Origin of the sequence: Streptomyces sp. NPDC046215 (assembly GCF_040646215.1) — a bacterium.
Taxonomy (GTDB): domain Bacteria; phylum Actinomycetota; class Actinomycetes; order Streptomycetales; family Streptomycetaceae; genus Streptomyces; species Streptomyces stramineus.
Genome location: NZ_JBEYZW010000029.1, coordinates 39544 through 51000, shown reverse-complemented (window position 1 = coordinate 51000; position 11457 = coordinate 39544). Strand labels below are relative to the sequence as shown.

Annotated in this window: 11 protein-coding genes; 6 read left to right on the top strand and 5 right to left on the bottom strand. The window is 70.6% G+C overall.

Annotation, left to right across the window (positions count from 1 at the left end; translation table 11 throughout):
- Window positions 1-22: 22 nt before the first annotated feature.
- On the bottom strand, window positions 23-520 hold the full coding sequence (locus ABZ951_RS15390) for a MarR family transcriptional regulator (protein ID WP_344088264.1): 498 nt from the start codon (window positions 518-520) through the stop codon (window positions 23-25).
- Between the two features lie 232 nt (window positions 521-752).
- On the opposite strand from ABZ951_RS15390, the gene ABZ951_RS15385 reads away from it, so the two are divergent.
- Window positions 753-2273, top strand: a complete 1521-nt coding sequence (locus ABZ951_RS15385; protein WP_344088261.1) for an MFS transporter — start codon at window positions 753-755, stop codon at window positions 2271-2273.
- Between the two features lie 276 nt (window positions 2274-2549).
- Here ABZ951_RS15385 and ABZ951_RS15380 read toward each other — a convergent pair whose 3' ends face one another.
- On the bottom strand, window positions 2550-3401 hold the full coding sequence (locus ABZ951_RS15380; protein ID WP_344088258.1) for a phytanoyl-CoA dioxygenase family protein: 852 nt from the start codon (window positions 3399-3401) through the stop codon (window positions 2550-2552).
- Between the two features lie 119 nt (window positions 3402-3520).
- On the opposite strand from ABZ951_RS15380, the gene ABZ951_RS15375 reads away from it, so the two are divergent.
- On the top strand, window positions 3521-4387 hold the full coding sequence (locus ABZ951_RS15375; protein ID WP_344088372.1) for an AraC family transcriptional regulator: 867 nt from the start codon (window positions 3521-3523) through the stop codon (window positions 4385-4387).
- A gap of 88 nt (window positions 4388-4475) precedes the next feature.
- Here the strand turns inward: ABZ951_RS15375 and ABZ951_RS15370 are convergent, their stop codons facing one another.
- Window positions 4476-5069, bottom strand: coding sequence for a DUF2690 domain-containing protein (locus ABZ951_RS15370; protein ID WP_344088255.1), 594 nt, complete (start codon window positions 5067-5069; stop codon window positions 4476-4478).
- Window positions 5070-5346: 277 nt separating this feature from the next.
- Here ABZ951_RS15370 and ABZ951_RS15365 point away from each other — a divergent pair, with 277 nt between their 5' ends.
- From ABZ951_RS15365 to ABZ951_RS15355, 3 genes are all read left to right on the top strand, one after another.
- The gene (locus ABZ951_RS15365; RefSeq protein ID WP_344088252.1) at window positions 5347-6393 is read left to right on the top strand and encodes a YihY/virulence factor BrkB family protein; all 1047 of its coding nucleotides are present in this window, start codon (window positions 5347-5349) and stop codon (window positions 6391-6393) included.
- Between the two features lie 40 nt (window positions 6394-6433).
- Window positions 6434-6982 carry a phosphatase PAP2 family protein gene (locus ABZ951_RS15360; RefSeq protein WP_344088249.1) on the top strand — a complete coding sequence of 183 codons (549 nt, stop codon included), beginning with the start codon at window positions 6434-6436 and terminating at the stop codon, window positions 6980-6982.
- A gap of 313 nt (window positions 6983-7295) precedes the next feature.
- Window positions 7296-7793 (top strand): hypothetical protein, encoded by a 498-nt coding sequence (locus ABZ951_RS15355; RefSeq protein WP_344088246.1) that lies wholly within the window; start codon window positions 7296-7298, stop codon window positions 7791-7793.
- A 197-nt stretch (window positions 7794-7990) separates the two neighbouring features.
- On the opposite strand, the gene ABZ951_RS15350 is transcribed toward ABZ951_RS15355, so the two are convergent.
- Complete coding sequence (locus ABZ951_RS15350) at window positions 7991-9046, bottom strand: magnesium and cobalt transport protein CorA (RefSeq protein WP_344088243.1); 1056 nt, start codon at window positions 9044-9046, stop codon at window positions 7991-7993.
- A gap of 183 nt (window positions 9047-9229) precedes the next feature.
- Here ABZ951_RS15350 and ABZ951_RS15345 point away from each other — a divergent pair, with 183 nt between their 5' ends.
- On the top strand, window positions 9230-10255 hold the full coding sequence (locus ABZ951_RS15345; RefSeq protein ID WP_344088240.1) for a hypothetical protein: 1026 nt from the start codon (window positions 9230-9232) through the stop codon (window positions 10253-10255).
- Here ABZ951_RS15345 and ABZ951_RS15340 read toward each other — a convergent pair.
- Window positions 10236-11132 (bottom strand): YwqG family protein, encoded by an 897-nt coding sequence (locus ABZ951_RS15340; RefSeq protein ID WP_344088237.1) that lies wholly within the window; start codon window positions 11130-11132, stop codon window positions 10236-10238. The genes ABZ951_RS15345 and ABZ951_RS15340 overlap by 20 nt on opposite strands.
- Window positions 11133-11457 lie beyond the last annotated feature (325 nt).

Here is an 11457-nt window from a genome sequence, read left to right as displayed (position 1 = left end):
AGCGGCCTGGACCGGATGTCGTCTAAGCGGGCCGCTGTCGGCCCTGGTCGTTTCCCGCCAGGTGTTGGGCGAGGGTCTGGTGGAGGCCGTCGAGGAAGTCCTCGAACTGCGCGAGTGTTTCGGCAGGGTACCGGTCCAGGAACGCGCCGATGAGGGTGGCGACCGGCAGGAAGAACTCGTCGGCCAGCCTCTGCGCTTCCCGGCCGGTGCGCAGGGTCACCACGCGACGGTCGGAGTGCTCACGGGTGCGGGTGACGTGACCGGCGTTCTCCAGGCGGTTGATCAGGGCGCTGGTTGCGGCGGGTGAGAGCTGGATGCGGCGGCTGAGGCGGGCGGGGGTGAGGGGGTCGCCGCGGTGCTCGCTGTTGATGATCTCGAGCAGGGCGGTGCCGTCGGTGGTGTGCAGGCCCAGCCATCCGGCGAAGCGGCGTCCGTAATCGGAGTAGTCGGCCGCGTAGACCCCCAGGCTTTCCACCAGCCGTTGCTGCTGGGCGTCCAGGCCCGCCTTGCGCTGGCTCATCTCTTTCGTCCCCCTCGGGTGGTCGGCGCCGGCCCAGCGGAGGGCATGGGCGGGTTTTGACATCCTGACACGTCCAGCTTAAATTCCATTATCGAATGATTCCATAATGGAAGTACCATCGTCTGGTCGGCGACCGGCCCGCACCCGGGGCCGGCGAGCCGTCGGCTGCCGTGGGCGGCCGCCCTCTCCCTTAAAGCACTGTCTTAAAGCACTGTTCGAAGGACTCCCTGTCATGGTCATACCTACGCCCGTCCCGCAGGCCGCGGCCGATCCCCGGCGTTGGAAGGCGCTGGTCTTCATCTGCCTGGCGCAGCTGATGGTCGTGCTCGACGGCACGATCGTGAACATCGCCCTGCCCTCTGCCCAGCACGATCTGGGCTTCTCCGACGCCGACCGGCAATGGGTGGTGACCGCCTACTCGCTGGCCTTCGGCGGTCTGCTGCTGTTCGGCGGGCGCATCGCCGATCTATGGGGCCGCAAGCGCGCCTTCATCACCGGTGTCATCGGCTTCGCCGCCGCCTCGGCCCTCGGCGGAGCCGCGGTGAACACCGGCATGCTGCTGGGGGCCCGCGCGCTGCAGGGCGTCTTCGGCGCGCTGCTCGCCCCCGCCGCGCTGTCGCTCCTGGCGGTGATGTTCACCGAGGCCAAGGAACGCGCCAAGGCGTTCGGGATCTACGGGGCCATCGCCGGCGGCGGCGCCGCGATCGGCCTGCTCCTGGGCGGGGTGCTGACCGAGTACCTCAACTGGCGGTGGACCCTGCTGGTCAACATCTTCTTCGCCATCGCGGCCGCCGTCGGTGCCTTCCTGCTGGTCCACGACCCGCGCGCGGCCCGTCACAGCGGCCGGCGCCTGGATGTGCCCGGGGTCCTGCTGGCCACCGGCGGCCTGGTCACCCTGGTCTACGGCTTCACGCGCGCCGAGGCCGACGGCTGGAGCGCCGCGTCGACGCTCGGCCTGATCGGAGGCGGCTTGGTCCTGCTGACCGTCTTCGTGGTCCTGGAGCGGCGGGTGAAGGCGCCGCTGCTGCCGCTGCGCGTCGTCCTCGACCGCAACCGGGGCGGCGCCTTCCTCTCCCTGGGCATCGCGGTCGTGGGCATGTTCGGCCTGTTCCTGTTCCTGACCTTCTACCTCCAGATCGTCCTGGAGTTCAGCCCGCTGCTGTGCGGAGCGGCGTTCCTGCCGATGACGGCCGGCATGATGATCGGCGCCACGCAGATCGGCACCCGCCTGGCCCCCCGCGTCCCGGCCCGGCTCCTGCTCGTTCCCGGCTTCCTCCTCGCCGCCGCCGGCCTGGCCGTCCTCGCCCAGATCACCCCCGACAGCTCCTACGCCGCCGTCGTCATGCCGGGCATGTTCGTCATGGGCACGGGCATGGGCACCGCGATGATGCCCGCCATGAGCCTGGCCACCCACGGCATCGCCCCGCAGGACTCCGGAGTCGCCTCGGCGATGGTCAACACCTCCCAGCAGATCGGCGGCGCGATCGGTACCGCGCTGCTCAACACCATCGCCGCCGGCAGCACCACCGCCTACACCCGCGGCCATGCCCCCGCCGATCCGGCGGCGGCCGGACGCCTTCGCCTGGAGGCGATGGTCCACGGCTACTCCACGGCCATCTGGTGGGCCGCGGGCCTGCTCGTCCTCGCCGCGGCCATCGCCGCCCTCCTCGTCGACCACGACCCCCGGGCCGACGCCAACGCCACCGCCGCGGGGGAGGAGACCGGCAGCCGCCATCCGACCACCGTCGGCTGACAGTGGCCCGGCCCGCCGGGCCTGCGGATGCGATGAGGCGGGGGGCGAACCAGGCCAGGCGCACGGCCGCCCGGCTCGGTCACCTCGCCACCCGCTGCGGCATCGGCGCAGCCAACGGGGCGGCAACGGAGCTGTCGTCATCACCTGGTGACGCCACATACGGCGTGACTGCCCTGGCGCTCGCCTTCGTGACAGCGTCCCCCTCACGGCCTTTCCCTGGCGAGGTTGATTGCGAGCCCCGCCCCTCGGCGCGCCGCGGCCGTGTAACTGAGCGCACTAGCCGGCGGATGAGCGTTCTTCTTGGCAGAGCTGAGCGTTCTGGTCGGCGGGCCCGGTGTCCTCGCCGTCGGGGCCGGAGGTGGCCTGCCCCAGGCCCCGGCGGATCGCGATCTCCACGGGTGAGTACGCGCCGTCGGCCCGCTCCAGTTCGCACGGCGCGGCCGGGATCAGTGGGGGCTGGGCCATGAAGCGCGGTCGTGCCCCGTGATGCGGCTGCGCTGCGTGCACCAGGAACGGATGACACAGGAAGACGTCGCCCGGGGAACCGGTGGCGAGGGCGAGCGGCCGGTGGGCGGATGCCGCTGCGAGGTCCGGTGCGATGGCCAGGCCGCTCGCGCCCTTCTCTCCGTACGGCTCCAGAACCTTCGGCACGTCGAGGTGGGAGCCGACCCGGATCCGAGTCGGGGCGTCCTCTTCCCCCACCTCGCTGAACAGAAAGAGCATCAGCAGGGCCCGGCCACGTGAGCGGAGATTGGTGAAGGGCCAGGTCTCGCCCTCCACCGCGTAACTGCCCTCGATGTGCCAGCCCGCGTCATCGGGCTCCTCCTCGTGCGGAAAGCGCAGCGGGAAGGTGCCGAGCGAGTAACGCGGCTCCCAGCGCCCGGCGCCGACCAGCAGGTCGTACGCCCGGTGCAGGGCCGGGGAATTGGGTGCGGCGGCGAACGGTCCCTGTGCCATTCCGCCGACCCAGTGCACGGGCTGCGTCCATGTCTGCGGGTCGTCCGGGTCGCAGCCCGTCTCCCGCCACAGCAGCCGCGCGCAGCTCGCGGCCACAAGGGGCGCGACGGCACCCTCCAGCTTGACGAAGCCGTCGCGGAGGAAGCGGGATACCAAGGTCGTGTCGTCCATGCCTCCATCGTGCGGCGCCGCCCGTCCCGGTCACCCGACACTTGCCGCACCGCTTTTCTCGGGTGTGGGGTTCAGGGCCGTGCCTGATTGAATTGGTGGCCGGGATCTTGGAGGCGAGCGTGCTGGAGCGGCTCAATCAGGCCATGGAGCACATCGAGCGGCAGCTCGACGGCTCCGTCGACGTAGGCGAGCTGGCGCAGGTCGCGGCCACCTCGGAGTATCACCTGCGGCGGATGTTCTCGGCGCTCGCGGGGATGCCGCTGTCGGAGTACATCAGGCGTCGGCGGCTGACCGTCGCGGGCGCGGAAGTACTGGCCGGTGAGCGGACGCTGCTGGAGATCGCGGTGCGGTACGGGTACGGCTCGGGCGAGGCGTTCGCGCGGGCGTTCCGCGCGGTGCACGGAGTGGGGCCCGGCGAGGCGCGGCGCACCGGCGCGGCGCTCAGCTCCCAGCCCCGGATGACTTTTCGCCTCATCGTCGACGGGAGCAGCAGCATGCGCTACCGCGTCGTGCACAAGCCCGAGTTCAATGTCGTCGGGGCGAAGGCCCGGGTGCCGCTCGTGCACTCGGGGCCGAATCAGGCGATCATCAATTTCGTCCGCGGGATCGGTGACCACGCAAGGGAGCTGCTGGAGGAGCTGTCCGACCAGGAGCCGCACGGCATTCTCGCGGTGTGCGACGACCTCGATCCCAGCCGGGCGGAGGGCACCGACCTCGACTACTACCACGGGGTCGTCACCTCGGCGTCCGCGCCGGAGGGCATGGCCACGCTGACCGTGCCGGCCGGGACATGGGCGCTCTTCACCACCTCGGGGCCGACGCCGGAGGCGATCCAGGCGCTGTGGCGGGATGTGTTCACCGAGTGGTTCCCATCGAACCCGTACCGGAGCCGCCCCGGGCCGGAGCTCCTTCGTACGCGGATGTCGGCGGACGGCAGCGAGGCCGATGCCGAGCTGTGGCTGCCGGTGGAACGCGAGGCCGATTGATTCAGGAACCCTTCCGTTGGCCGAGTTCCTTGCCGCTGGCCAGGGCAGTCCGCGTCGCCCGCGCTCGTTGAACTGCTCCGGGTTCGGCTCAGTCTTTCCAGTGGGTCTTTTCCGTTACTTCGGCGCAGTACTTCGTCCATTGCCCGGCGCGCGGGGTGGTGGTTTTCGGTACCGCACATATCTTGACGTTGAAGGAACTGCCCACTGACGCCATCGGTGTGAACTGGTCGGTTCCGTACTCCACCAGTGCGCTCTGCGCCGAGCCGTTGCGCACCTGGAGAGTCACCACGTCGCCCCGTTCACCGGTGACGATCCGTGCCCATACTGCCGAGCAGTACTTGCTGTACCGGGCATGAAGACCTACAGGATTAGGGCTGACCGGCTGCCAGCTGACGGCGTCGGCGGAGCACCCTTCTTTTTGCGGGTTCTTGCCGTCGCACCCGGGGCCGGGGCAGGCGGGCGGATGGTCGCCGAACCACTTCTCCCACATCCCGGTGGCCACGACGGTGGTGACCCCGCCCACGACCGTGCTCGCCAGCCCGACGACCAGCACGTGGCTGCTATGGGCACCCAGCCAGGCCAGTACCGCAGCGATCCGGCGGCGCAAGGCTCCGGGGCCTGGTTCAGGCGGCACATCCGGCGACGGCGTGCTCGGCGGCTCGCCCTGACCACCGGCGCTCATTTGGCCTCCTGAGACCTCTCACGTGTCAGGAAAACCCTCAGTATGGAACCTCACCCCATAATGGAGTAGCGCATTTTCCGCCTTATCCCAGTAGCCACCACGGCAATGGGGGTAGGCCCCACGCCGCCGTTGACACGTGTCCGTCGGCCCAGCACGCCTGGGTGGCGTCGCTGCTGCTGCGCAGGGCGCCGGGCGCCGGGCGCGTCGCCGCCTGTCAAGTCTGTGCCGGATTCGTCGGGCGAGGCATGAGCGGCCCTCTGGCGGACAGCCGTCGGGTATGGCACCTACGACACCAGCACGCGGGCACGGTGATGACCATGAGCACTTCGGAGTGCCCGGGGACAGCGGGCCGGGGCCGGATGACGGGGTGCAGGAGCGGGCACCCGATCAGCTCAGCGAGTTGCCCAAACGGTCCTGGTGGGCGGTGCTGCGGGGTACGTTCAAGGAGTTCACGGACGACGAGCTGGCCGACCGGGCCGCGGCGCTGACCTACTACGGTGTGCTGGCCCTGTTTCCGGCCCTGCTGGTCCTCGTGTCCCTCCTGGGCGTCGCCGGGCAGTCGGCGACCAAGCAGGTCCTGGACAACCTTCAGAAGCTCACGCCGGGCTCGGCACGTGATGTGATCAGTGGCGCGGTGCAGCAGTTGCAGGGCAATGCCGGTGTCGGCTCGGTCCTGGCGATCGTGGGCCTGGCTGTCGCGGTGTGGTCCGCGTCCGGGTACGTGGCCGCGTTCATCCGTGCCTCCAATGCCGTCTACGACATGCCCGAGGGCCGCCCGGTGTGGAAGGTGCTGCCGCTTCGCCTCGCTCTGACCGTCACGCTGATGGTCCTCGCGTGCGTCAGTGCGCTGATCGTGGTGTTCACCGGCGGCCTGGCCCGGCAGGCCGGTACGGCCCTGGGCATCGGTGACAGCGCTCTGACGGTGTGGTCGATCGCCAAGTGGCCGGTCCTGGTCCTCCTCGTCACGATGATGATCGCCCTTCTGTACTGGGCCGCCCCTAACGCCAAGGGCCGCGGATTCAAGTGGGTGACCCCGGGCAGTTTCCTCGCCCTGCTGATCTGGATGATCGCCTCGGGCGGCTTCGCGTTCTACGTCGCGAACTTCGCCTCCTACAACAAGACCTACGGCACCCTCGCCGGGGTGATCATCTTTCTGGTCTGGTTGTGGATCACCAATCTGGCCATCCTTCTCGGTCTGGAGTTCGACGCCGAAATGGCGCGGCAGCGGGCCATCGCGGGCGGTCACCCCGAGGACGAGGAGCCCTACGTCCCGCCGCGCGACACACGGAAGTGGAGTGACGAAGATCGCCGCCGGATGGAGTGAAGGCCGTCTGAACGTCCCTGGCCGGGGGAAGCCGCTCCGCATGAAGATATTGAACGCACTGCGTACGGGCGAGAACCGGCTGGCCAAGCGCATGGCGTCCTGGGACTCCCCGTGGGCCCGTGGGCTGCTACCGCCGGTGGAGGATGCCGCCGAACGTACGAAGCTGTGGTGGGCCACAGCCGCTGTCATGGTGGCCGGGGGTGGCTGGAGAGGGCGCAGGGCCGCGTCGGCGGGCGTGGCGGGGATGGTGACGGCGCAGGTGCTCTCCAACGGTGTGGGCAAGCAGCTGATCGAGCGCCGTCGGCCCCCGAAGGAGTGGTTCTGGCACGAGGACGTCGAGGACCGGCCGGACAGCTCGTCCTTCCCCTCCGGGCACACTGCCGCAGCTGTCGCCTTCACCGCCGCCGTCGCCCCCACCTGGCCGTGGGCGGGCGCAGTGTGCGCCGTACCGACGGCGTTGGTGGCGGTCGAGCGGGTGCACAGCGGCGCCCACTATCCCTCCGATGTCGCGGCAGGAGCCGCCATCGGATTGGCCGCGGCCGCTGTGGTGCGGGCCGCTCCCCGCCTGCTGCTGCGCCGTCTCGGGTAAAGCTGGGGCTGGTCTCGCGGGCGCCGGGCCGGCTGGCGGGCCGACGCGGCCCCAAGCGGCGTGCCTATCGAACGGCGCCGAGCCTCGCTACAAGCCGGCGCTGTCGGGCCGCGCCGTCGCCCCGACCGCGGGAGGAACGCGATTCCGGACGGCCGCGGTGTCGTTCCCCGGCCCATTGCATGTGTTGTCGACCGACAGGATCTCTACGCCCGCCCGGCCGCCCGAGGGCGGCCGGGCGGTCTGCATCCGGATGCGGTAGCGCCGTCCTGCGAACAGCGGCATCAACGGCCCGGGGCCGGGCAAGCGGGCCCTTATGCACGGACGACACGCGCGCCCTACGAGCATCCTGATCGGCACGGCCCCCGCGACCGGGAGGCAGCACCGCCCACGGGCTGCCCGGCACTCGCGCCGGGGCCAGGTCACCAGTCGGCTGCGCCGCCGGATCCTCGCCTACCGGGCCATCGACTTCCTCTCCTCACACATCCCCGGCGATCCTCACCCGGGTGAGGAATACCTGCTCCTGGTCCATATCCGCAGGGTCGTCGGCCAAGTCCACTACCGGATCTGCACCGACTGCGCCGAGGCCGTCATCACCGACGTCGTCATCGAGGAACCCTTCCAGCACACGGGACTCGGCACCCGAGCACTGTCACATCTACGCTCCCGCCACCCGGGCACGGCCTGGCGCAGCACCCTGAGCCGGCGCACTACCCGTGATCTCCTGCGCCGCATGCGCATCCCCCTCACGACCGCCGCCCCACGGTGCCCGCACACACCTCCGCCGGCCGATCAGGCACCAACCACCTTCTGACCGACCGGTTCGGTCGCGGCTCACCCACCCCGCAACCGCCCCGACATCCCACGAGCGGGGGCTCTGCAACAAGCAGCGCAACAAACAGCGCAGTAGCCGGGCCTGAGGAGAAAAGCGGCAGGCAGGGCGGCACCTGAACCCGGCAATGCGGTCGTCACCGGCCGAGGTCGGCACCGAATGCGGCAGGCAGGTAACCGCTACAGCCAGCCATTGCGGCGGAAGGCACGGTAGAGGACGCCTGAGGCCAGGGCCATGAGGCCCACGGCCAGCGGATAGCCGTAGGTCCAGCCGAGCTCCGGCATGTGCTCGAAGTTCATCCCGTACACGCCGGCGACCATCGTAGGGATCGCGAAGATCGCTGCCCATGCCGAGATACGCCGCATGTCGTCGTTCTGCCAGGTGCCCACCCGGGCCTGCTGCGCGTCCAGCACCGAGCCCAGCAACTCATCCAACGTTCGCACCTCGATATCCGTGCGGTCCAGATGATCGGCCACGTCACGCATGTACGGGGCGATCTTCAGCTGACGGTCCTCTTCGCCCGGTCCGCTCAAGAGGCCGTGCACTACCGGGACGAGCGGCTGCACGGCGTCGCGGAACTCGCGTACCTCCCGCTTCAGCGAGTAGATGTCCTCGGTGTGGTCGACACGCGACGTCGAGAAGACTTGGTCCTCCAGCCGGTTGAGCGCGGCGCGCACCCTACGGGCCGCGTCGCTGTAAGCATCGACGGCGACGTCCAGCACGGCGTGCAGGACAGCCCAGGGACCCAAGCGCAGCATGCCCGGGTCGAGATCGAGCCGTCGGGCGGCCTCAGCGCACGGGTCGACCGCCCCGTGGCGCACGGTCAGGACGCAGCGGGGCCCGACGAAAAGCATCATCTCGCCGGTCTCCACCGCCGCCTCTTCTTCCACGTACCACAGGGTCTTCAGCGCGACGGCCAGGACATCACCGAACCGCTCCCACTTGGGGCGCTGGTGCGCGTGTACCGCGTCCTCGACGGCCAGAGGGTGCAGGTCCAGCTCCTCGGCGAGCTGGATCAGCTCGTCCTTGGACGGATCGACCAGACGCACCCAGGCGAACTCGCCGTCGCCCAGTCCTCGCACCCGCTTGAGAACCAGACGGCAAGTCGCGTCCGGCGCTTCGCACTCGACACTTTCCGATCGGCCCGAACGTTTGTTAAACACGACGCATTCCATCACCCCCTCATGCCTCACAAGCCGACCTTCATGCATGGCTTCGGTCAGCTCACCGCGCATTGTCATGTGGCGGGAGACACCGGGCCTGGCCCGTGTGAGCGCGGCGACCCGGGTATAGGGGGTCCTCCGCCGACCGGCCCCTACCCCCGCAGGATCCGCCCGTCGCGGGCTCCACCGCGCGGCGGAGGCGGATGGGCCTGGCGAGGGACGCGGGTCGGGGCCGCGCCGGCCGAGGCTGGCGGCATGCGGATGACGATGTTGGTGACGGTGAAGGCGACCTGGCCCGCGTGGGCCGGGCGAGCGGCAGTGGTGTGGTCGGCCGGATACGCGGGCGGGGCGGTAGTCGCGGCGTTGTGCCCCGGGTACGCGTTCGGCTACGCGGCCGGGGGATCGTGGCGTGGCACCGCCGCGGAGTGGACGCTGGCGGTGGCGTACGCGCTCGCGGCGCTGCTCGCGTACGTCATGCTGCGGATGCCCGGGACGCGGTGGCCGCCGCCGGCCGCGTGGGGCGTGGCCCTGCTCGCGCTTATGTCGGGATTCGGCTTCCTGTTCAGCCCCGCGCACGCCCTCGACCTGCTCTCCCGCAACCAGCCCCCGATGGACTGGGCCGCCTGGGCCAACTCGGGCGTGGCGACGCTCGGCGCCGTGCTGTGGGCTTGCGCCGCCCTCGCCCACCGACGCCACCGGCTCGCCGTCTGCGGCCACTGCGGTGGCCTCGGGCACCGCACCGCCGTGGAGCGGCACACCCGTGCCGGGTACCTGGCGGTGGCGGGCCTCGTCCCGTACGCCACCCTCAAGACGGCGTGGGCGCTGGGCGCGCACGTGGGCTACAACGGCCACAAGCAGCGGCCCGGCATGGACGAGTACTACGCCGGCGACGCGCTCATCCGGCTCTACGACCACGGCGTCGACATCACCGCCGTTCTGGCGCTCATCGGCATGCTGCTCGCCCTCGCCCTGACCCTGCCGTGGGGCCGGCGGCTGCCGCGATGGCCGCTGCTGGGCCTCGGCTGGACGGGCGCGGGCGCCCTGGCGCCCTTCGGCTTCTACCTCCTCGTCTACGGCGCACTCGTGTGGGCCGGTGTCGTGGACAACGGCATGGAGGCCATCGACGGCTGGGTCGTGGTCGTCGCCTACGGCGGCTTCTCCGTCTACGGCCTCGCCCTGGGCCGGGCCACCCGCGCCTACCAGCAGGCCACCCGCCGCAGCTGCGCCCACTGTCCCGGCGACACGACGCGCACCGACCTCCTCAGCAGCACTGCATCGTGAACATCGCCCGGTCGAAGCGGAGTTCGGCCAGGTCCTGGGGGCGTATGAGCCAGTAGAGGGCGCCGCAGTCGCCCCACATCATGTCGGCGTCACCGTCGGTGTCGATCTGCGCGAGCAGCGTCCAGCCCTTGGCCTCCTCGGCGACGCGCGGGTCGTCCCAGCGGGTGTCCCTGCCCAGAACGCCGTGGGCGATCTCGTACTCCACCGGGTTCTGGACCGGGTTGGCGTGGCCGCCGATGAGGTGGTCCGCGTCGCGCTCGAGGTCCCACAGCTCATCGAGGAACGCGCCGGCCTCCTCCGGGTGACTGTTCGGTTCCTTCACCTCACCGCCGGGCCACAGGGCCGTCATGACGTCCGGGTGCCAGGAGTCGGGCGCCGTCCACTCCACGCGGGCGGTGAGCGGCACCTCGGGGTACGCCTCGAACTCGACGTCCTCGTCGTCGATGACGGGCAGGGCGCGCTCGGCGACCGGGACGCCGGCGGGAACGTGGACCACCTGGGCCCCCGCCCACGTCTCGGGGTCGTCCACGTCCACGTACGCCTCGCCGTCGTCGATCTGACCGTCGAAGTAGAAGAACGACAGCGTGCCGTCGGCGGGCAGCGCTATGTCCAGGGCCCCGGCAGGCAGCACGGCACAGTCCACGGAAGCGACGAACGACAGCGGTCCGTGCCCTTCCCACACCGGCCATGCCGCATCCTCCGGCAGTGCCGGGAGCCCGCCGAGCCGGCCGACCACCACGTCCTGCGGGCCCGGATCCGGCACCGCCACCAGGCGGGCGGCGGGCCGCAGCAGACCGATCCACCGCTCGGCGACATCGGCGGGAAGGTGCTTGCGGGCGAGATCATGCAGAGGCGATGCGGACGTGTTCTGTGTCATGCCGATGATGATGCACCGCACCACTGACAATCGGCCCCGGTGGCCTATCCGATCGCAGATGCCGCGCCACCGCACGGGCCCCCAGATACTGCTCGAACGTGCCCCCGGCCCGGCCCGGCCCGGTCCGGAGCGAGGTTGGCTCCCGCCCGCATGACCGCACCGGAGCGGCGTCACGACGCCGACCGCCCTCTCACCGGCCTCACCGCCCGGCCCACGAACGTCTCAGCCTGTACAGACAGACAGTGGGCGCTCAAGGAGCCTTGAAGGCGTCGAACGACCGAGCAGCCGTACCCCACACCGGTGACCGTCCGCGGCACACCATGAC